A 21,220-nucleotide genomic window follows, 5' to 3' on the forward strand; every position below is an offset into this window, starting at 1 on the left:
TCACAAGGGCTTACATTACGGTTATACTGGCAAATCTGATCCACCTCCCGGAGTTCCAGGATGGAAGAACCGCTATCCCCGACTGAGCAAACCCGAAACAACCTGGCTGCAGAAATGCGAGAGGCGTCCCGCGTAACCATCATCGGGATGATTCTCGATGCCGTCCTTGGTGTCATAAAGGTCATCGCAGGTGCACTTTTCCACTCGCAGGCATTGATTGTCGATGGCATTCACTCTTTCAGTGACGTTGCATCGGATCTTGTGGTCCTGGGGGTCATGCGCGTGTCCAGACAGGAGCCCGATGACAACCACCCGTATGGCCACCAGCGTATCGAAACCTTCGGCACATTGCTGCTGGGCAGCATCCTGATTGCTGTCGGTGCTGCATTGGCCTGGGAAAACACACTAAGGCTCGTTGCCGGCGAAGCGACCATTGTTCCGGGATGGCCAGTTTTGGTTGCGGCAGCCATTTCCGTGCTCAGCAAGGAGTGGATCTACCGCTACACCCGGCACGTGGGCGAGCGCATTCGTTCAGACCTGATCATCGCCAACGCCTGGCACAGCCGCACTGACGCATTTTCATCCGTGGTGGTCCTGGTATCCACCGCCGGCGCCATGCTCGGTTACATCTGGCTGGATGTGCTCGCGGCAGTCGTGATTGCCATCATCATTATTCACATTGGCTGGACCTTCACCTGGGACAGCGTCAAGGAACTGGTCGACACCGGCCTTTCGCCTGAAGACACACAGATGCTCAAGGACATTGCCAGGAACACGGATGGCGTCCGGAATGTCCACGAACTACGCAGCAGACGGATGGGCCATGACATCCTGCTGGATGTCCATCTCGTGGTAAGGCCGGACATCAGTGTGTCCGAAGGCCATCAGATTGGCATTCAGGTGGTATCTGGAATGCGGGGCGCTCTCGAGAACATTCGGGACATCAACTTCCATATTGATGCCGAAAATGACGAAAACCAGCCCCACACCACCGAGGAACTGCCTTCCCGTGAGCAAGTTCGTCAAACGCTCTCGGATACGCTTGGCGAGCTGCCTGCCGACAGCCGGCTCCGGCTTCATTACCTCAAAGGTAAGGTTCATCTGGAGCTGTTCCTGGATTCACCGGACTCCAACGATCAACTGACCGCAGAGCACATCCGGGAGCAGCTGGGCGACCGGGAATGGTATGGCAGCGCCAGGGTGTGGCAAGCCCGCCCCTGACGGTTTCAGAGCGGCGTTATCGGCGCCGCTTTTCCTCCATCCGCGACAGAAACTCCTGCATGATCAGGGTGTAGAGTTCCCCGCCAAGGAACCGATCTTCCACCCCGGCATCAATGCTGGGGTTGTCGTTCACTTCAATCACGGCGACCCGGTTTCCGGACTGTTTGATGTCCACCCCATATAATCCATTGCCGATCAATCGCGTTGCATTCAAAGCCGCCTGGATGACATTCTTCGGCACCTCATACGTGGGCAGGGTTTCGAAATCCCCGCTTTCAATGGAGGCATCGCCATGCTGGTAGATCTGCCAGTGCCCTTTGACCATCATATATTTGCAGGCATAGATCGCCCGCCCACCCAGTACCCCAATGCGCCAATCGTAATCGGTGTATAGATACTCCTGCGCCAGTACCAGTGCAGACTGTTTGAACAGTGCCCTCAGGCCGGCACGCAGTGACGCTTCGTTTTCCGCCTTGGTGACACCTCGCGAGAAGGCACCGTCCGGTATCTTCAGGACGACCGGGAAGCCAATTTCCTCCATCACCTGATCAGCAGCCTCTTTTCTGTCCTTCGAAAGGATCATCGTTTTCGGTGTCGGAACCTTGTTGTTCTTGAGCAGGTCCGCAAGAAACACCTTGTTCGTGCATTTCAGAATCGATGCCGGATCATCAATCACCACCATGCCCTCGGCGTCGGCCTTGCGGGCAAATCGGTAGGTATGGTGATCAATCGCTGTGGTCTCACGAATAAACAAACCGTCGTATTCAGGCAATCTCATGTAATCCCGACGGGTAATCTGCTCGACGTTGATACCGAGTTTACGGCCTGCTTTCTCGAAACGCTTCAGCGCAACCTGATCACTGGGCGGCATGTCCTCCTCGGGGTTCACCAGCACAGCCAAATCAAAGCGGTAACGGCGCCTGGTTCTGGGTTTGCGCCAGACCATACTGCTGAACCCGTCAAACGCTGCGGCGAACAGATCCTGCTCATGCTCATCAAGGTCCGACGGAGCCCCCGGGCGCATCGATTCTATCTGCCATTGTTTACGACGCTTGAAGACCACGTTGAGAATCGGGCAAGGAAATCGTTCAAACAAAGCCCGGGCGACTGGTTTGAGTTCCGGTTGCTCGGCCTGACCAAAATAGGTGCGGATTCTCACTTCATGGGTCGCATCACGATCGTCACTGGCCGGGTCGATGGCGGCTCCCGACGCTTCCAGCCAGTTCACAACGCTGGAATCAAGCTCTTCAAGCTCCAGCGAAAACAGCCCCTTTCGCCCAAGATCGTTGAGGGTGAGCACGGACGGGACAACATGATGGCCACGAGCCTCAGCCAGTAATGAGCAATAATAACCCTGGCTCAGGTATCTGGCGCTTTGGCAAAGATTGATAACCCGGACCCGACCGGTACTTGGTGACGAGAACTGGAGGTACTGATCGAACGTGAGCACATCATCACTTGGATAATACGGCGCCCAGTCCTTCACACGGTCAACCACAATAAGCAATCGAGACATCCGGCCACGCCTCCCTGATGGGTAATCCGGTGTAATTTTCCGCAACAATACGCCTGCGGCGCACGCGGTACAATTATCCTCAGATGCGTGCTTTTACGCATGCCACGGCCGTTTGTACAAATCGGGATGTCTACCATAATAGCGCTTTGGGGAGCCTCTCTCCTGAGCCGCCCACAGACACTGCCCATGGTCCAATCCTATATGTCTGAACTTCAGCTCCGCACGGCCGTTCAATCCGACCTGACCGCCCTCGAACGTCTCGAAAACCGTTGCTTTTCGGAAGACAGAATTTCTCGCCGGAGCTTCCGACGGTTTATTGAAATGCCAAGGGATCGCCTGATCGTTGCCACCCTGGCGGACGAGCTGATCGGCTACTGCCTGGTGCTGATGAACGCCGCTACAAGACTCGCGCGCATCTACTCTATTGCCGTAGTCCCGGAGGCCAGGGGCCATGGCTCTGCCGAACTCCTCGTTCGACAAGCGGAGATGGAGGCGGCTGAGGCGGGAAGGATTATCATGCGTCTGGAAGTTCGGGAAGATAATGCCCCAGCGATCAGACTCTACCAACGCCTGGGCTACCGACAATTCGGCACCTACCGCGATTATTACGAGGATCACGGAGATGCCCTGCGATTTGAGCGTCGGATACTGTTCTACGAGCCTTCCAGGCATTTTCTGAAGGTGCCCTATTACCCCCAAACGACCGACTTCTCATGCGGCCCCGCCGCCTTGCTCATGGCTATGGCGGCACTCGACGAACAACAACCCCTGTCGAGCCTGGATGAGCTCAGGATATGGCGCGAGGCAACCACCATCTTCATGCTTGCAGGCCACGGGGGCTGCGGCCCTCATGGTCTTGCTCTTGCCGGCTGGAACCGGGGTTTTCAGACCGAGGTCTGGATCAGCAAGGAAGGGCCTTTGTTCCGAGACACCGTCAGGAACCCGGATAAGAAGAAAGTGCTCGAACTGGTCCACGAGGGGTTCATGCATGACATTCGTGAGGCCGACATTCAGATCCACCATGAACCGTTAACACTGGAGAACATGGAAGCAGCCCTGCACGCCGGTAAAATACCGATCATCCTGATCAGTACCTGGCAACTCAATCGCAGCCGGGTGCCCCACTGGGTAACGGTGTGCGCCATGGACAAGCAGTTTGTTTACCTGCACGATCCCGAAGTCGATACGGCTGCTGGCGAAACGGTAGCCGACAAGCAATATCTCCCCGTGGACAGAAAGGTGTTCGGGAAAATGTCCCGATACGGCGGCGCACAACCTCTGCAGGCTGCCGTCATTCTCGGGCCGAAACGGGACCAGGAATCAGCCGGTACGTAAGGCAGCTTCCTTGAGCTCGGAGATCTCATCCCGGAGCCTTGCCGCAGTTTCGAAATCCAGCTCGGAGGCCGCTTTATACATATCATCCTCAAGCTGCGAGACTTTCTTCAACACCTCTTCCGGAGACTGGTTGCCGGCCTTGACCCGGTAGGCTTCCGCCTCCTCTGCCGCTTTCTGACCGGGGCGCTCGGCCTTGCGACGACCACGGCCACCGCCGGCCGCCCCCTCCATGATGTCGGCGATTTTCTTGTCCAGTCCCTTGGGCGTAATGCCGTGTTCTTCGTTGTGGGCAACCTGCTTGGCACGGCGGCGCTCGGTTTCGTCGATGGCGGTCTGCATTGAGCCGGTGATCCGGTCACCATAGAGAATCGCTTTACCGTTCACATTCCGCGCAGCCCGGCCAATGGTCTGGATCAGTGAACGTTCGGAACGCAGGAAGCCTTCCTTATCCGCATCCAGAATCGCCACCAGCGACACTTCCGGCATATCCAGACCTTCCCGTAGGAGGTTGATCCCGACCAGGACATCAAATTCGCCACGGCGAAGATCCCGAATGATCTCGACTCGTTCGACGGTATCGATATCGGAGTGCAGGTATCGTACTTTGATGTCATGCTCCATCAGGAAGTCGGTCAGATCTTCCGCCATGCGCTTGGTCAGAGTAGTCACCAGTACCCGCTCCTGTACCGCTACGCGGGCCCGGATTTCGGACAACAGATCGTCAACCTGGGTGGAGGCCGGCCGAACTTCGATCTCGGGATCCAGCAAGCCGGTGGGCCTGACCACCTGCTCCACCACCTGTCCGGCGTGCTCACCCTCGTATTTGCCGGGCGTTGCCGAAACGAAGATCATCTGCGGCGCGATCCGTTCCCATTCCTCAAAACGCATAGGCCGGTTGTCCAGCGCGGATGGTAACCGGAACCCATACTCCACCAGCGTTTCCTTCCGGGAACGGTCGCCCTTGTACATCGCACCGATTTGAGGAATCGTCACGTGGGACTCATCGACAACCAGCAATGCATTGGGAGGCAGGTAGTCAAACAACGTCGGCGGTGCCTCGCCGGGCTTGCGGCCCGAGAGGTAACGGGAATAGTTTTCGATACCGTTGCAATAGCCCAGCTCCAACATCATCTCAATGTCATAACGGGTACGTTCCTCAAGTCGCTGGGCTTCAACCAGCCGATTGTTATCCCGGAGCTGCTGCAAGCGCTCATCCAGCTCGACTTTGATCTTTTCTGTCGCGTCCAGAACCGTCTGACGCGGCGTGACATAGTGAGATTTCGGATAGATCGTCACACGGGGCACGCGACGCAGGACCTCGCCGGTCAACGGGTCGAAATAGCTCAGGTTTTCGACCTCGTCATCAAACAGTTCGATGCGAATGGCTTCCCGCTCCGATTCCGCCGGAAACACATCAATCACATCCCCCCGCACCCGGTAGTTGGCGCGGTGAAACTCAATATCGTTGCGGGTGTATTGCAGCTCCGCCAGGCGACGCAGGATGAACCGCTGATCGATCTGATCGCCGCGATCCAGATGCAGCATCATCTTCAGATACGATTGAGGGTCACCCAGACCGTAGATGGACGAGACCGTAGCGACAATGATGGCATCTGGCCGCTCCAGCAGCGCCTTGGTCGCCGATAACCGCATCTGCTCAATGTGCTCGTTAATCGACGCATCCTTCTCAATAAACGTGTCTGAAGACGGCACATAGGCTTCTGGTTGGTAATAGTCGTAGTAGGAAACAAAGTACTCGACGGCGTTGTCCGGGAAAAACTCGCGAAACTCCCCATAAAGCTGGGCCGCCAGGGTCTTGTTGTGCGCCATGATGATGGTTGGCCGCTGAATCTCCTGAACCACATTGGCGATGGTGAACGTCTTGCCCGACCCGGTAACACCAAGAAGTGTCTGGTGGGCGAGCCCAGACTGGATACCATCCACCAGCCCCTCGATCGCTTTGGGCTGGTCGCCCGCCGGTTTATAGGGCGAATCGACCCTGAAAACGCCTTCTTTGGCTGTACTGGACTCGTTTTTTGCCATAGCGGGCGGCAAACCTCCGGTTGTTAGCGTGTCTGAGCTCTCAGACTATCGAGAAATTTAGCGTTCTGCTGGCTTCATGATACCATCAGTGCGATCGACGGCTGGGCGAAATTCAGCCAAACCAATTGGTTTTCAATACTTCCCGGCCGATCGCAGCCCAATAAGACGCAGCTTTAAGGAGCTCAAAGTTTGGACCTTCAACTTTCCAGCCGAGTACAGGCTATCAAGCCCTCTCCCACCCTCGCAGTCACCAACAAAGCAGCTGAACTCCGCGCTGCTGGCCAGGATATTATTGGCCTGGGTGCTGGCGAGCCGGACTTCGACACCCCCGAGCACATCAAACAGGCAGCCATTGAAGCCATCAACAATGGCCAGACCAAATACACTGCAGTAGACGGTACGCCTGCGCTCAAGAAAGCGATTATCGCGAAGTTCAAACGGGATAACGGCCTGGATTACGAAGCCAACCAGATTCTGGTATCCAGTGGTGGCAAACAGAGCTTTTTCAACCTTGCACTGGCCACGCTTAACCCGGGTGACGAAGCCATTATTCCGGCACCCTACTGGGTGTCCTACCCGGACATGGTTCTGGTTGCAGAAGGCAAGCCAGTGGTTATTGAAACAACCGCTGACACCCGCTTCAAGATCACACCGGAACAGCTCGAAAACGCCATCACTGACCGCACTCGCCTGTTCGTGATCAACAGCCCTTCCAACCCGAGCGGCATGGCTTACAGCCTTGAGGAACTCCAGGCGCTGGGCGAGGTACTGAAGAAGTACCCGAACATCATGATCGCGACGGACGACATGTACGAGCCCATTCTCTGGACCGGCAAGCCGTTCTGCAACATCGTAAACGCCACGCCGGAACTCTATGACCGCACGTTCGTTCTCAACGGTGTTTCCAAGGCCTACTCGATGACAGGCTGGCGTATCGGCTATGCCGCAGGCCCGGCCAAGATCATCGGCGCCATGAAAAAGATTCAGTCTCAGAGCACCTCCAACCCCTGCTCCATCTCCCAGGCGGCTGCGACAGCGGCACTGGACGGCGACCAGGCGTGCGTAGGTGAAATGGTCAAAGCGTTCAAAGAGCGCCACGACTGGCTGGTGGAATCACTGAACAAACTGCCCGGCGTTGAGTGCCTCAACGGCGACGGAACGTTCTATGTGTTCCCGAGCTTCCAGGGCGCCATCGACGCAGACAGCAGTGCCAGCACCGACGTTGAGTTTGCCGAGAAGCTGCTCAGCGAGGCAGGCGTTGCTCTGGTTCCAGGCTCCGCCTTCGGCTGCCCGGGCCACATGCGTCTGAGCTTCGCGACCAGCATGGAGAACCTGCAAAAGGCGGTTGAGCGCCTGCAGAAAGCCCTCGGATAAAAAGTTTGCCTGAGGGGTTGACGAGGCGCTATCTCCAACTTAATATACGCGCCTCGTCACATGACGACGTTCCCCGATAGCTCAGTTGGTAGAGCAACGGACTGTTAATCCGTTTGTCGCTGGTTCGAGCCCAGCTCGGGGAGCCACTATTCTGAAAACCCGCTTACTCTTTGAGTTAGCGGGTTTTTTATTGCCCACTCCTAATTGGCGCGTCCGTTCGCCCGCCCCCAGCCTGCCTGCATCGGTGACTGGCCTGACAGGGTATGGCGTAGCCCAAGCGCACATGGATGTGCTTGAAGCGGTTTTGTGAAGGGCGGCACCGCACACCCAGCCCGCACAATTTGCAGGCTGAAGGGTACGTGAGGATCTAGGCTCAGATGCCGGTGATTTCGGAATGGATCGCCTCAAGGGCAGCTAGCGGATCGGCAGCCTGGGTGATCGGGCGACCGATAACAAGATAATCGGAACCGGCTTTTAGGGCATCTGTCGGGGTCATGATGCGCTGCTGGTCACCTTTGTCGGCAGAAAGGGGGCGAATGCCCGGGGTCACCAACTGAAAGTCCGCGCCCTGCTCTGCTTTAAGCTTGGTTGCTTCCTGTGCTGAGCAAACGACGCCATCGAGTCCACAGTTTCTCGTCAGAGTGGCCAGCCGCGACACCTGGCTTTCCGGGGAATCAGTGATGCCGACACCGGCCAGATCGTCAGCCCCCATGCTGGTCAGCACGGTTACGGCGATGAGTAACGGCTTATCGGCACCGAAGGATTCCAGCCGCTCCCGACAAGCCACCATCATTTTCTCACCGCCAGAGGCGTGGACGTTCACCATCCAGACACCGAGATCCGCTGCAGCGGCGACGGCCGCCGACGTGGTGTTGGGAATGTCGTGGAATTTCAGATCCAGAAATACATCAAACCCCCGTCCCTGAAGGCCTTTTACCAACTGGGGGCCAGAGCGGGTAAACAGTTCCTTCCCTACTTTCAGGCGACATTTCGCCGGATCGAGTTGATCAACGAGTTCGAGCGCAGGATTCTCGGATGGGAAATCAAGGGCAACGATAATTTTGGGATCATTCTGGGTTTGCACGGTCGGTATCCTGAACTCTTTAGGTAAATTTATTCAGCTTCAACGCCTTGAATCGGTCGAATGGTTTCCCATTGCTTGCAACTCGGGCACAGCCAGTGCAGTTGCTGCCCTGAGAAACCGCAATTCGCGCAACGGTAAACCGGTCGGTTGGCAAGAATCAGATGACCAATACGGCTCACAAGGCGCCCCTCATCCGTGGTCATCCCTTTTTCATAGCCTGCCATTTCCACCAATCGGAGCAGCCCCCGGACACTGGGCCGGATCTCCAACTCCTGCCGGAGAAGGTCGATGGCCGCTGGTCGCCCATGCGAGCGCTCGACGGATTCGACGAGGGCCAGCAACAGGCTCGTGCTCGGATAACTTTCATAAAGCTTCCGCAGTTTCTTGACCAGGCGCCCGATGTCGCCATGCTCATGCTCAAGTTTCATCAGGCGATCTACGGCCTCAGAACCGAACTCCGGGTTCTGCTCGAACACTTTCAGGCCCTGATTCGCCGCATCCCGGAAGTTGCCCTGGCGAACGAGCAGCTTCATCATGATAAAGGTCGCGCGAACGCATGAGCGATCATGCTCGAGGGCCTCTTTTGCCAGCTTTTGAGCCATCCAGCGGTCGTCGTGCTTTAACGCGTCTTCTGCCAGCTCACAGGTGATATAGGCCAGTATTTTGAACATTGCGGGATCAACGTCACCGCGCGTGAGGGTCCGAGCCACGTCACCAGCCTTTCGCCATTCCTTTTCCTGTTGGTACAACTCGATCAGCTGCCTTGCCGACTTCTGCCCATAGTCCCGATCACCCATCAACTGGTGCAACAACGCCTCAGCGCGGTCGAGCAGCCCGGCATTGAGATAGTCCTTCGCCAGTTCCAGGGTAACCTGGGGCGTGTATCTTGCCGGGAGTTCCGGTCGCGCCAACAGGTTTTGATGGATCAGAATGGCTCGATCGGTTTCGCCCTTCAGCCGGAAGTGACTGCCGATCGAAAGGTGAAGGCTGACAGTGTCGCGATTAACCGCCAGGGACTGCACGAAGTTCTCGACGGCTTCGTCGGAATAGTTGGTAAACAGGAACTGAAGTCGATCGCGAACCGAGTCCTCGTCAGCAATGGCGGCCTTGGATCGACCGCCGTTATTGCCAAGCCGACCAACCAGCCAGCCTGCTGCCACGGCCACGGTTAGCAGCAGCCACTGAAGTACGATATCCATTAAAGAGTCCGGTCGTTCTGGGCCCTGGATTTCTCCAATGCCTGCTCGGCACGATCAAGTCGTTTCTGGAGGGTACGTCGGGAAACGGACGTACGGACGGTAGCCATCACGGTCATCAAAACCCCAAACAGGGATCCGATCACAAAAGACATGATAATCCAGACGGCTATGCCATGGGGTTGGGTCTCGAAAAGGAGAAAGTTGAGAGACACCGCCATCTGGTTATTCAGGGAAAATACGAGCGCGAGCAGGATCAGAACCAAAACCAACAGAATAATAACGATCTTCTGCAATCCTGCCATAGCAATAGCACTCCCTACCGAGCTCAAGAACACTTGGCTCACATTATACGTGGATCAAGCTCCGGTTTTAATCAAAAGCCTTTCTTCAAGCTGTCGTTAACCTGCTCCCTGAGCTCTTTGCCGGGCTTGAAGTGAGGAACATACTTGGCCGGGAGTTGAACAGCTTCACCGGTCTTGGGATTTCGTCCGGTGCGGGCCGCCCTGTGATGAAGGGAAAAACTTCCAAACCCACGAATTTCAATTCTATGACCATCAGCCAATGACTGAGACATATGCTCAATGATGGTTTTAACTGCGAGCTCAACATCCTTGACGGACAACTGTGTTTGCTTCGAAGCAATTAACTCAACCAGCTCGGATTTCGTCATGAGGCGATTCCCTCTTCTTTATTATACGGCCGTCGAATACCGGATTCCCATGCCTTCTAGTTTAGCCAAACACAAAAAAAACACAAAAAAAACGGGCTCTTAGAGCCCGTTTTTTTCTTACCAACCGGAAAATTATTCCTTGTTGGCGTTCTGCTGCTGCATCTGCTCCTTGATGAGATCACCGATGGTGGTCGCACCAGAAGTTTCAGCGGCCTTGCTGCGCACATTTTCCAGAGCCTGCTTGTCGTCCTCGACGTCTTTGGACTTAACAGACAGGTTGATGATGCGGTTTTTGCGATCGATGCTGATGATCTTCGCTTCAACTTCTTCGCCTTCCTTCAGCGCGTTACGTGCGTCTTCAACACGGTCACGGCTGATTTCGGAAGCCTTCAGAACAGCTTCAACTTCGTCGTTCAGAGCGATGGTTGCTGCCTTGGCGTCAACGGCAGACACGGTTCCTTTAACGATGGAGCCCTTGTCGTTCAGCTGAACAAACTCGGCGAACGGATCGCTTTCCAGCTGCTTGATGCCCAGGGAGATACGCTCGCGCTCGGGATCAACAGACAGGATAACGGTTTCAACTTCGTCACCCTTCTTGTACTCACGAACGGCTTCTTCGCCAGTCTCGTTCCAGCTGATGTCAGACAGGTGAACCAGACCGTCGATGCCGCCATCCAGACCGATGAAGATACCAAAGTCAGTGATTGACTTGATCTTGCCGGAGATGCGATCGCCTTTGTTGAAGTTGCTGGAGAACTCTTCCCACGGGTTAGCAACACACTGCTTGATACCCAGAGAGATACGACGACGCTCTTCGTCGATATCCAGAATCATGACTTCAACTTCGTCACCTACCTGAACAACCTTGGACGGATGGATGTTCTTGTTGGTCCAATCCATTTCGGATACGTGAACCAGACCTTCAACACCCTCTTCCAGCTCGGCAAAGCAGCCGTAGTCGGTCAGGTTGGTAACACGCGCCTTAACGCGGCCACCTTCAGGGTAACGACCCTTGATATCAACCCATGGATCCTCACCCAGCTGCTTCAGGCCGAGGGATACACGGTTACGCTCACGGTCGAACTTCAGGACCTTAACGTTGATTTCGTCACCAACGTTGACGATCTCACTCGGATGCTTGATGCGCTTCCAAGCCATGTCAGTGATGTGCAGCAGGCCGTCAACACCGCCCAGATCTACGAACGCACCGTAGTCGGTCAGGTTCTTGACGATACCTTTGATTTCCAGACCTTCGGTCAGGGTCTCAAGCAGGGCTTCGCGCTCTGCACTGTTTTCAGCTTCCAGAACGGCACGACGGGAAACAACCACGTTGTTACGCTTCTGGTCGAGCTTGATAACCTTGAATTCGAGTTCTTTGTTCTCCAGGTGCGCGGTGTCGCGAACCGGACGAACGTCAACGAGAGAACCAGGCAGGAACGCGCGGATACCGGCCAGATCGACAGTGAAACCGCCTTTGACCTTACCGTTGATAATACCCTTGACCACTTCTTCAGCTTCGAAGGACTTCTCGAGTACCTTCCAGGCTTCTGCGCGCTTGGCCTTCTCGCGGGACAGACGGGTTTCACCGAAGCCGTCTTCAACAGCGTCGAGAGCTACATCGACAACATCGCCGACAGCAATTTCCAACTCGCCTTTTTCATTCAGGAACTGGGAGGCGGGGATAACGCCTTCGGACTTCAGTCCGGCGTTAACGGTGACCCAGTCATTGTCGACGTCAACTACGGTTCCCTGGACGATGGAACCTGGTTGCATGTCAATTTCTTTCAGACTTTCTTCAAAAAGATCCGCAAAGCTCTCGCTCATTATGTGCCCTATATGATCTACGCAAGTTTACTCCGTGCTACCAGCAACACGGTCTGTTAGCGATTTCCGGAAGCAGCCTGTGGCTGGCAGGTTTCGCTGATTCCGGCATTCCAACGACAAAAAGGTGCAGTCAGGCCTGGCCAGCTACAGCCATACACCTGTCTAACACCTCCTTAATACTCAAACCTGTAGAATCAATGACTTGCGCATCATCCGCAGGTTTGAGAGGGGCCGCAGAACGGTTCATATCCCGCTCGTCACGCACCCGTATCTCTTCCAAAAGGGCGTCAATGTTAACATCGACCCCAGCTTCCTTCAACTGATTGTAACGTCTGCGCGCCCGCTCTTCGGCACTCGCGGTCAGGAAAATCTTCGCCGGCGCATTCGGGAAAACCACGGTTCCCATATCACGGCCGTCGGCTACCAGCCCGGGGTATTGCCGAAAATCCCGTTGACGCTGCAGCAAAGCATCCCGAACAGACTGGATGACAGCGACTTTGGAGGCATTGTCGCCGCAGGTCTCGGTGCGGATTTCTGAGGTCACGTCCTCACCCGCCAGAATCACTCTCGCCGGCTCGCCCGGTGGCGTGGGCTCGAACGACACATCCAGCGACGCCGCCACTTTGACCAGTTCGGACTCGTTATCCAACGCTACGCCCTGCCTCATCGCCGCCAGAGCTGTCAGCCGATAGAGAGCGCCGCTATCGAGAAGATGCCACCCCAACTCTCGGGCCAGCATCTGGGTAACGGTCCCTTTGCCTGATCCGCCAGGGCCATCCACCGTAATGACCGGGGCCTGCTCCTGAGACATTATTCAACTCCTTCGGAGGAAATATGGATTCCGGTCTGCCGGGCAAGTTCCACGAAGCCCGGGAAGGACGTGGCCACATTGGCGCAATCGGTCACTTCGATTTCCCCTTGTGCGCGAAGCGAGGCAACCGCAAACGACATGGCAATGCGGTGATCGCCATGGCTGTCGACCTTGCCGCCCACGATAGGCTGGCCACCATCAATGATGATGCCATCCGGGGTCACGGTTGTTTCCACGCCTACCGCAGCCAGACCGTCGGCCATGACCTGAATACGGTCACTCTCCTTAACCCGAAGCTCTTCCGCACCGCGCAATACGGTACGCCCTTCAGCGCAGGCTGCGGCAACAAACAGCACAGGAAACTCGTCGATTGCCAGAGGCACCTGATCTTCAGGAATATCAATGCCTTTCAGATCTGCAGAGCGAACACGCAGATCCGCAACCGGCTCACCACCGATCTCGCGCTCATTGAGCACCTCAATGTTTGCGCCCATCTGTTTGAGAATATTGATCACCCCCACCCGCGTGGGGTTCATTCCCACATGGCGCAGTGTAAGGTCAGAGCCTGGCGCGATGCTTGCCGCCACGAGGAAGAAGGCAGCGGATGATATATCCGCCGGTACATCGATATTGGATGCGGTGAGTGACCCACCGCCCACAACACTGGCAGTCGCTCCGTCCCGATGGACGTGATACCCGAACCCGGCCAGCATGCGCTCAGTGTGATCACGGGTTGGAGCGGGCTCGGTCACGGAGGTGCTGCCTTCCGCGTACAAACCGGCCAACAGCAGGCAGGATTTTACCTGAGCACTGGCCACCGGCATTTCATAATGAATGCCAGTCAGCGGCTGACCACCGTGGATTTTCAGTGGGGGGCGGCCACCCTCCGCGGTATCAATCCGCGCACCCATCGCCCTCAACGGATCGGCCACACGGCCCATTGGGCGCTTGGACAGACTTTCATCGCCCGTCAGCTCAGAGTCGAATGCCTGCGCTGCGAGCAAACCGGCAAACAGGCGCATGGCCGTCCCCGAATTACCGAGGTAAAGCGGCCCGCGAGGCGCCTGCAGGCCATTGATACCAACACCATGAATGCGAACGAAGCCGTTTTCAGGGCCTTCAATGGTAACCCCCATATCCCGGAAGGCCTGCAGTGTTGCGAGGCTGTCCTCTCCCTCGAGAAAACCCTGCACCTCGGTCACACCGTCCGCCAGCGCACCAAGCATGATGGAACGGTGGGACATGGATTTATCACCGGGCACCCGGATATCTCCGGAAATCGATCCACCGGGCTGGAGGCGGAACGTTACCTGTTTTTCAGCGTTGTTTGTCACGTAAGCCTGTCCTGAAAGCATCTTCGAAAAGTGTTCCCGCGCCGCCTTGGCGCGACTGAAAACCCGCATGAGCGTGGCGCTGTCCTGATCGGCGATCGCCGTCCTTAACTGATCCAGATCGTGGGTAAAATGATCGATCACCCGCAGTACCGCCTCGCGGTTCGACAGGAAGATATCGTGCCACATCACCGGATCACTGGCAGCAATCCGGGTAAAGTCCCGGAAACCGCCAGCGGCATACCGGAAGATATCCATGTTTTCGTCTTCACCGGCAAGCGTGTCCACCAGCGAAAAAGCAATCAGATGAGGCAGATGGCTGGTCGCCGCCAACACCTCATCATGGTATTCCACAGACATGGTGAGCACGGTCGCGCCGCACCCCTCCCAAAGACCTTTGAGGCGTTCCAATCCTGCTTTGTCAGAATGCTCATCCGGGGTCAGAATCACCTTATGATTCGCAAAAAGGTCTGGGTTGGCTGCCCGGATACCGCTTTTTTCGGAGCCAGCGATCGGATGGCCAGGAATCACATTGGGAGGTAACTGACCGAAAACGGCTTCGACGTCGGCCACAAAACTGGATTTGGTGCTGCCCACGTCGGTCAACAGAGCACCCTCGGGGAGCCAGGGCTGGATTTGCTCGAGAACCGCCCTGGTTGCACGCACGGGAACCGCCAGCACCACGAGGTCAGCCCCTGAAACGGCATCCTGAACGTTGGCGGCAATCTCGTCGATGACCCCCAACTCAACACCCAATGCCAGCTCATCCTGGCGTGTGTCGGTACCAACAACAACGGTAGCCAGGCCTTGACGGCGAATGGCAGAAGCCAGGGAGCCTCCGATCAGGCCCAGACCGATCACGGCAACCCGCTTGAACAGTGGCGCCCTCGTCACGTCAGTCTCCCTGCCCTACAGCCTCAAGAGCCTTAGCCAGAGCCTTGATAAACGTCTCATTTTCGTCCGGAAGACCAATTGATACCCTCAGGTGCCGGGGCATGCCGTATCCCGCAACGGGTCGGACGATCACGCCCTGCTCCAGCAACGACTGATAGACCGCCATTGCCTGCCCCCCCACATCGACGGCAATAAAGTTACCGACAGACGGGATATAATCCAGCCCCAGCTCCTCAAACGCCCTCTCCAGTTGTTTGAGCCCGGCGGCGTTCACCTCCCGCGAACGCCGAAGGTAGTCCTCGTCACCGAGCACAGCTGTTGCCGCAGCCAGAGCAATGCTATCGACGTTAAACGGCTGCCTCACACGGTTGAGGACATCCGCTATTTCCGGAGAACTGAAGCTATACCCAACTCTCAATGCCGCTAATCCCCATGCTTTGGAGAAGGTGCGGCAGACAATCAAGTTAGGATAGCGGGAAAGCAGTTTGAGCCCGTCCGGAGTATCCTCGCCTTCAAAGAATTCACAGTAAGCCTCGTCGAGGACCACGATAATGTTGGCCGGAATGCGATCAAGAAATGACTCAATCGCCTCCTGGCCGTGCACCGTGCCGGTGGGATTGTTCGGATTGGCAATGAAGATCAGCCGGGTTCGATCCGTCACCGCTTCGGCCATTGCATCCAGATCATGCCCCCAATCCTTGGCGGGCACCGAGACACCTTTGGCACCAATAGCCTGGGTTACGATGGGATAGACTGCGAACGCATACTGGGAAAATACCACCTCGGAATCGCTGTCCACAAAACAGCGGGCGATAATTTCAAGCAGATCGTTGGAACCATTCCCCAATGTAATCTGCGCCATATCAACATCAAAGCGTCGCGCCAGTGCGCTCTTCAGATTGAACCCATTTCCGTCCGGGTACATGCACAATTCCGACAGCGCTTCCCGGGCTGCAGCCAATGCTTTTTCACTGGGCCCCAGCGGGTTTTCATTACTTGCGAGTTTGATGATGTCCGCGGGGTCAAGCCCCAGCTCTCGCGCCAGTTCATCAATCGGCTTGCCAGGTTGATAAGGAGACAGTGCCTGAACACCTCTGACAGCCAGACTCTGGTAATCAATCGACATGATTCATCCTTATATTCGGGGCCTTATCCCGGCTTACAGAACACCAATCGGGTAGGAGCCCAGACGCTTCAGTTCAACCGCCTCGTCGTCCACTTCAGCCAATAGGTTGCTCACCTGTTCGTCGTCCATGTGCCCTTCAAAATCGATGTAGAACACATAGGCCCAGGTGCCGCTCGGCGACGGACGGGTTTCAATACGGGTCAGACTGACACCATGACGATGGAAAGGTTCGAGAAGCTGGTAGAGCGCCCCTGGCTTGTTTCGCATCGAGACGAGGATCGACGATTTGTCTTGGCCACTGGCGGGAACCTCTTCCCGACCAATGATCAGGAAGCGCGTCGTGTTATCCGGGCGGTCTTCAATGCTGTTCGCCAACGTATCAAGACCATAAAGTTCGGCAGCCATATCCCCCGCAATGGCCGCTGTGCCCGGCTCCTCTGCCGCCCGACGAGCCGCTTCGGCGTTACTGGAGACGGTTACACGCTCGATGCCATAACGGTGAGTGTCGAGCCACTGGCGACACTGAGCGAAGGACTGCTGATGGGAATAAATCCGCACAATTTCCTGGTCCTGGTGTTTTGGCGACACCAGAAGGTGGTGATGGATACGCAGCTGAACCTCACCACAGATCTTCAGGGGCGACGACATGAACATATCCAGCGTGTGGTTGATCATCCCTTCAGTGGAATTTTCGACCGGCACCACACCGTAATGGGCAGCTCCAGACTCAACTTCCCGGAAGACGGCATCAATCGCCGGCAACGGAACACTAACAACGGAATGCCCGAAATGTTTCAGCGCCGCAGCCTGAGTAAAGGTCCCCACCGGACCAAGAAACGCAATGTGCATCGGTTTTTCAAGCGCCAGGCAGGCCGACATAATTTCCCGGAACAGCCTTGCCATTTCCTCTCCCGAGAGCGGGCCGGGGTTCTGCTCCTTGATACGGCGCAGTACCTGTGCCTCGCGCTCCGGGCGATAGAAAAACACATCCTCGCCGGGATTGGCGTCCATTTTCACATGGGCCACTTCCTGGGCACAGCGAGCCCGGGCACTGATCAGATCCATGATCTCCTGATCAAGCCGGTCGATCTCTTCCCGGAGTTTGCCCAGGCGAACCTGCTCGTCACTCATGATCAGCCCCGCTCCCGTGCAAATTCCGTCATGTACTGGATCAGCGCGTCTACACCCGCCTCCGGCATGGCGTTGTAGATACTGGCGCGCATGCCTCCGACCGAACGGTGCCCCTTCAGGTTCAGCAGGCCGCGAGCGTCCGCGCCTTTGAGGAATTCCCCGTTGAGGCCGTCATCCGCCAGCGTGAACGGGACATTCATCCAGGAACGGAAACGCGGATCAATCGGGTTGGCGTAGAAATCGTTGCCATCGATAAAGTCATAGAGTTTGGTGGCCTTGCGCGAGTTGATCTCAGCCATCGCCTCGACACCACCCTGGGCCTTCAACCATTTGAAAACCAGTCCGGCAAGGTACCAGGAATAGGTCGCCGGGGTGTTGTACATGGAATCGTTATCGGCGATGACCTGGTAATTCATCATCGTGGGCGTTTCTTTGCGCGCCTTGCCGAGCAGGTCCTTGCGGACAAAAACGACCACAAGACCCGAGGGGCCGATATTTTTCTGGGCACCGGCGTAGATCAGGCCAAACTTCGATACATCCAGCGGGCGGGACAGAATCGTGGAGGACAGGTCCGCCACCAGCGGCACATCTCCGCTCTCGGGCACAAAGTCATACTCCAGGCCACCAATGGTCTCGTTCGGCGTGTAATGCAGATAGGCCGCATCCGGGTTCGTCCGCCAGGAAGACTGTTCGGGAATGGAGGTAAAGCCGTTATCCTCAGCGCTCGCAACAACGTTCACGTCGGCGTAGCGCTTGGCTTCCGCAATCGCCTTTTTAGACCAGATTCCGGTGTTCACGTAGTCGGCGGAGGTCTTGTCACCCAGCAAATTCAGGGGAATCGTTGAAAACTGACTGGAGGCGCCGCCCTGCATGAACAGCACTGCGTAGTCATCGGACACGCCAGCCAGTTCGCGCAGATCCTTTTCAGCGGTTTCGGCGATTTCGACAAATTCGTCACTGCGATGGCTCATTTCCATCACAGACATGCCAGTGCCACGCCAGTCCAGCATTTCTTCCTGGGCCTGTTTCAGCACGGCTTCGGGCAAGGTAGCCGGCCCCGCGCAAAAGTTGAACGCCCTGCTCATTCTTCGCTTTCCTCGCCTTCAATTTCTTCGTCATCGGTCTCCGCAATCCGCTCGACACCCACCAGGCGCTCGTCTTCCTGAGCCAGACGGATCAGACGTACGCCCTGAGTATTCCGACTCAGAATGGAGACTTCATCGGTACGGGTGCGCACAAGCGTGCCCTTGTCGGAAATCAGCATCATCTCGTCGCCCTCGAACAGCTGAAGGGCGCGGACAAGATCGCCATTCCGATCAGAACACTGCATGGCAATAACGCCCTGACTGCCGCGGCTGTAGGCCGGGAACTCGTCGATGGCAGTGCGCTTGCCGTAACCATGCTCACTGGCAGTCAGAATGACACCACCCTCTTCCGGAATGATGAGAGACACGAGATGTTTACCTTCAGGCATCTTGATGCCGCGAACACCACGGGCGGTCCGGCTCATCGGACGCACCTGCTCTTCGGCGAAGCGTACGGCTTTACCGGCGCTGGAGAAGAGCATGATTTCCGCATTGCCATCGGTAATAGCAGCACCAACCAGGGTATCGCCCTCATCCAGATTCAGCGCAATCAAGCCACTGCTGCGCGGACGGGAGAAGTTCGGCAGCGGCGTCTTTTTGACCACACCGTTGGACGTTGCCATCAGAACAAACTGGTCTTCCGGGTAATCCCGTACCGGCAGGAAGGTGGTGATACGCTCACCTTCGTCAAGCGGCAAGATATTCACCATCGGACGGCCGCGGGAACCACGGCTGCCACGGGGAATTTCAAAGACCCTCAGCCAATACACCTTGCCGCGGTTTGAGAAACACAGGATGGTGTCGTGGGAGTTGGCAACCAGCAGCTTCTCGATGAAGTCTTCATCCTTCATGGAGGTGGCTGCTTTACCCCGCCCGCCTCGACGCTGGGCCTGGTAGTCTTCCACGGCCTGGGTTTTGGCGTAACCGGTGTGGGAAATAGTCACCACCAGATCTTCTTCGTCAATCAGGTCAGCAACGGTCAGATCACGACGTGAGCTGGTGATCTCCGTGCGACGCTCATCGCCGTAGTCATTCACGATTTCCTTCAGTTCGTCACGGATAACCTGCAACAAACGCTCCGGATCGCCCAGAATGTCCAGCAGGTCGGCAATCTTTTCCAGGATTTCCTTGTACTCGTTCTGCAGCTTTTCCGTCTCCAGACCGGTCAGGCGGTGCAGACGCAGATCCAGGATGGCCTGGGCCTGTTCAGGAGAGAGGTGATACAGGCCGTTGCGCAGACCATAAATCTCCGGCAGATCGTCCGGGCGGCAGGCGTCTTCACCAGCGCGCTCCAACATCGCCATCACGTCACCAGGCGCCCAGCCTTTGTCCATCAACTTCTCTTTGGCTTCCGCTGCGGACGGTGACTTCTTGATCAGCTCGATGATCTCGTCGATGTTCGCCAACGCGACGGTGAGACCTTCGAGGATATGGCCGCGTTCGCGGGCTTTACGCAATTCGTAGATGGTCCGGCGGGTCACCACTTCACGTCGATGACGGAGGAACGCATCCAGAAGTTCTTTAAGATTCAGGGTCTTGGGTTCGCCGTTGATCAGACCAACCATGTTGATGCCGAATACGGTTTCCAGCTGGGTCTGGGCAAACAGGTTGTTGATGACCACTTCCGGGTTTTCCCCGCGGCGCAGCTCGATCACAACACGGATCCCTTCCTTGTTGGATTCGTCCCGCAGCTCGGTAATACCCTCGATACGCTTTTCCTTGACCAGCTCGGCGATCTTTTCGATCAGGCGGGCCTTGTTCAGCTGGTACGGAAGTTCGGTAATGATAATGGACTCTTTACCGCTCTTCTTGTCCTGCTCGATCTCGTGGCGGGCACGGATATAGATACGCCCGCGGCCAGTCCGATACGCTTCCATAATACCGGCACGACCATTGATGATGCCCTGGGTCGGAAAGTCCGGCCCCGGAATGTATTCCATCAACTCATCAATGGAGAGATCGGAGTTATCAATCAGAGCCAGGCAGCCGTTGACGACTTCCGTCAGGTTGTGGGGCGGAATGTTGGTCGCCATACCAACCGCGATGCCAGAGGATCCGTTAACCAGAAGATTAGGAACACGGGTAGGCAGAACTTCCGGAATGCGCTCGGTGCCGTCGTAGTTGTCAACGTAGTCCACCGTTTCCTTGTCTAGGTCCGCCAGCAGAGAGTGCGCAATCTTCTCCATGCGGATCTCGGTGTAACGCATGGCGGCCGCGTTATCGCCGTCGATGGAACCGAAGTTACCCTGGCCGTCCACCAGCGGGTAGCGCAGTGAAAATGGCTGAGCCATACGAACGATGGTGTCGTAGACCGCGGAATCACCATGTGGGTGGTATTTACCGATAACATCACCCACCACACGGGCAGACTTCTTATAGGCTTTGTTCCAGTCATTGTTCAGTTCGGACATGGCGAACAGAACACGACGGTGTACCGGCTTGAGGCCATCCCTCACGTCCGGAAGCGCCCGGCCGACGATAACGCTCATGGCGTAGTCGAGGTAGGACTGTTTCAGCTCATCTTCAATATTAACCGGCAGGATCTCTTTGGCTAGTTCACCCATCGAGAAAGGTTC

The 21,220-nt window shown here is 56.4% G+C and carries 16 protein-coding genes and 1 tRNA gene; 4 read left to right on the plus strand and 13 right to left on the minus strand.

Annotation, left to right across the window (positions count from 1 at the left end; all coding sequences use genetic code 11):
- Positions 1–60 precede the first annotated feature (60 nt).
- Entirely contained in the window at positions 61–1,221 is a 1,161-nt protein-coding gene (locus tag D777_RS05605; protein WP_036129426.1) for a cation diffusion facilitator family transporter, read from the plus strand.
- A gap of 16 nt (positions 1,222–1,237) precedes the next feature.
- Here D777_RS05605 and D777_RS05610 read toward each other — a convergent pair whose 3' ends face one another.
- Complete coding sequence (locus D777_RS05610) at positions 1,238–2,737, minus strand: RimK family protein (protein WP_036129427.1); 1,500 nt, start codon at positions 2,735–2,737, stop codon at positions 1,238–1,240.
- Between the two features lie 201 nt (positions 2,738–2,938).
- Between D777_RS05610 and D777_RS05615 the strand changes: the two genes are divergently transcribed.
- Entirely contained in the window at positions 2,939–4,072 is a 1,134-nt protein-coding gene (locus D777_RS05615; protein WP_036129626.1) for a GNAT family N-acetyltransferase/peptidase C39 family protein, read from the plus strand.
- On the opposite strand, the gene uvrB is transcribed toward D777_RS05615, so the two are convergent.
- Positions 4,058–6,115: an excinuclease ABC subunit UvrB gene (gene uvrB, locus D777_RS05620; RefSeq protein WP_036129428.1), complete on the minus strand. Its 2,058-nt coding sequence runs from the start codon at positions 6,113–6,115 to the stop codon at positions 4,058–4,060. The genes D777_RS05615 and uvrB overlap by 15 nt on opposite strands.
- A 189-nt stretch (positions 6,116–6,304) precedes the next feature.
- Between uvrB and D777_RS05625 the strand changes: the two genes are divergently transcribed.
- Positions 6,305–7,489, plus strand: coding sequence for a pyridoxal phosphate-dependent aminotransferase (locus D777_RS05625; protein WP_036129429.1), 1,185 nt, complete (start codon positions 6,305–6,307; stop codon positions 7,487–7,489).
- A 70-nt stretch (positions 7,490–7,559) separates the two neighbouring features.
- Positions 7,560–7,635: transfer RNA gene (locus D777_RS05630), tRNA-Asn, on the plus strand.
- Between the two features lie 227 nt (positions 7,636–7,862).
- Here D777_RS05630 and pyrF read toward each other — a convergent pair.
- The 11 genes from pyrF to gyrA all read right to left on the minus strand — a co-directional run bounded on the left by pyrF (position 7,863) and on the right by gyrA (position 21,208).
- Complete coding sequence (gene pyrF / locus D777_RS05635) at positions 7,863–8,573, minus strand: orotidine-5'-phosphate decarboxylase (protein ID WP_036129430.1); 711 nt, start codon at positions 8,571–8,573, stop codon at positions 7,863–7,865.
- Between the two features lie 29 nt (positions 8,574–8,602).
- Entirely contained in the window at positions 8,603–9,772 is a 1,170-nt protein-coding gene (gene lapB, locus D777_RS05640; protein WP_036129431.1) for a lipopolysaccharide assembly protein LapB, read from the minus strand.
- A complete protein-coding gene (locus D777_RS05645) occupies positions 9,772–10,074 on the minus strand; it encodes a LapA family protein (protein ID WP_036129432.1) in 303 nt (100 codons plus the stop codon). The genes lapB and D777_RS05645 overlap by 1 nt, the downstream gene beginning before the upstream one ends.
- A gap of 71 nt (positions 10,075–10,145) precedes the next feature.
- Complete coding sequence (locus tag D777_RS05650) at positions 10,146–10,442, minus strand: integration host factor subunit beta (protein ID WP_036129433.1); 297 nt, start codon at positions 10,440–10,442, stop codon at positions 10,146–10,148.
- 132 nt (positions 10,443–10,574) lie between these two features.
- The gene (gene rpsA, locus D777_RS05655) at positions 10,575–12,266 is read right to left on the minus strand and encodes a 30S ribosomal protein S1 (protein WP_036129434.1); all 1,692 of its coding nucleotides are present in this window, start codon (positions 12,264–12,266) and stop codon (positions 10,575–10,577) included.
- 130 nt (positions 12,267–12,396) lie between these two features.
- Entirely contained in the window at positions 12,397–13,077 is a 681-nt protein-coding gene (gene cmk / locus D777_RS05660; protein ID WP_036129435.1) for a (d)CMP kinase, read from the minus strand.
- Positions 13,077–15,302, minus strand: coding sequence for a bifunctional prephenate dehydrogenase/3-phosphoshikimate 1-carboxyvinyltransferase (locus tag D777_RS05665; RefSeq protein WP_036129436.1), 2,226 nt, complete (start codon positions 15,300–15,302; stop codon positions 13,077–13,079). The genes cmk and D777_RS05665 overlap by 1 nt, the downstream gene beginning before the upstream one ends.
- A gap of 1 nt (position 15,303) precedes the next feature.
- Positions 15,304–16,428 (minus strand): histidinol-phosphate transaminase, encoded by a 1,125-nt coding sequence (hisC, locus tag D777_RS05670; RefSeq protein ID WP_036129437.1) that lies wholly within the window; start codon positions 16,426–16,428, stop codon positions 15,304–15,306.
- Positions 16,429–16,461: 33 nt separating this feature from the next.
- Positions 16,462–17,559, minus strand: a complete 1,098-nt coding sequence (gene pheA, locus D777_RS05675; RefSeq protein WP_036129438.1) for a prephenate dehydratase — start codon at positions 17,557–17,559, stop codon at positions 16,462–16,464.
- Between the two features lie 2 nt (positions 17,560–17,561).
- Complete coding sequence (gene serC, locus D777_RS05680; protein ID WP_036129439.1) at positions 17,562–18,644, minus strand: 3-phosphoserine/phosphohydroxythreonine transaminase; 1,083 nt, start codon at positions 18,642–18,644, stop codon at positions 17,562–17,564.
- A complete protein-coding gene (gene gyrA / locus D777_RS05685; protein ID WP_036129440.1) occupies positions 18,641–21,208 on the minus strand; it encodes a DNA gyrase subunit A in 2,568 nt (855 codons plus the stop codon). The genes serC and gyrA overlap by 4 nt, the downstream gene beginning before the upstream one ends.
- Between the last annotated feature and the right edge of the window lie 12 nt (positions 21,209–21,220).

The sequence above is a fragment of the Marinobacter nitratireducens genome, from assembly GCF_000708045.1.
Classification (GTDB): domain Bacteria; phylum Pseudomonadota; class Gammaproteobacteria; order Pseudomonadales; family Oleiphilaceae; genus Marinobacter; species Marinobacter nitratireducens.

Coding starts and splice junctions, on each gene's coding strand:
- D777_RS05605 (WP_036129426.1), top strand. CDS start 61: ATGGAAGAACCGCTATCCCCGACTGAGCAAACCCGAAACAACCTGGCT.
- D777_RS05610 (WP_036129427.1), bottom strand. CDS start 2,737: ATGTCTCGATTGCTTATTGTGGTTGACCGTGTGAAGGACTGGGCGCCG.
- D777_RS05615 (WP_036129626.1), top strand. CDS start 2,939: ATGTCTGAACTTCAGCTCCGCACGGCCGTTCAATCCGACCTGACCGCC.
- uvrB (WP_036129428.1), bottom strand. CDS start 6,115: ATGGCAAAAAACGAGTCCAGTACAGCCAAAGAAGGCGTTTTCAGGGTC.
- lapB (WP_036129431.1), bottom strand. CDS start 9,772: ATGGATATCGTACTTCAGTGGCTGCTGCTAACCGTGGCCGTGGCAGCA.
- D777_RS05645 (WP_036129432.1), bottom strand. CDS start 10,074: ATGGCAGGATTGCAGAAGATCGTTATTATTCTGTTGGTTTTGGTTCTG.
- D777_RS05650 (WP_036129433.1), bottom strand. CDS start 10,442: ATGACGAAATCCGAGCTGGTTGAGTTAATTGCTTCGAAGCAAACACAG.
- rpsA (WP_036129434.1), bottom strand. CDS start 12,266: ATGAGCGAGAGCTTTGCGGATCTTTTTGAAGAAAGTCTGAAAGAAATT.
- cmk (WP_036129435.1), bottom strand. CDS start 13,077: ATGTCTCAGGAGCAGGCCCCGGTCATTACGGTGGATGGCCCTGGCGGA.
- hisC (WP_036129437.1), bottom strand. CDS start 16,428: ATGTCGATTGATTACCAGAGTCTGGCTGTCAGAGGTGTTCAGGCACTG.
- pheA (WP_036129438.1), bottom strand. CDS start 17,559: ATGAGTGACGAGCAGGTTCGCCTGGGCAAACTCCGGGAAGAGATCGAC.
- serC (WP_036129439.1), bottom strand. CDS start 18,644: ATGAGCAGGGCGTTCAACTTTTGCGCGGGGCCGGCTACCTTGCCCGAA.
- gyrA (WP_036129440.1), bottom strand. CDS start 21,208: ATGGGTGAACTAGCCAAAGAGATCCTGCCGGTTAATATTGAAGATGAG.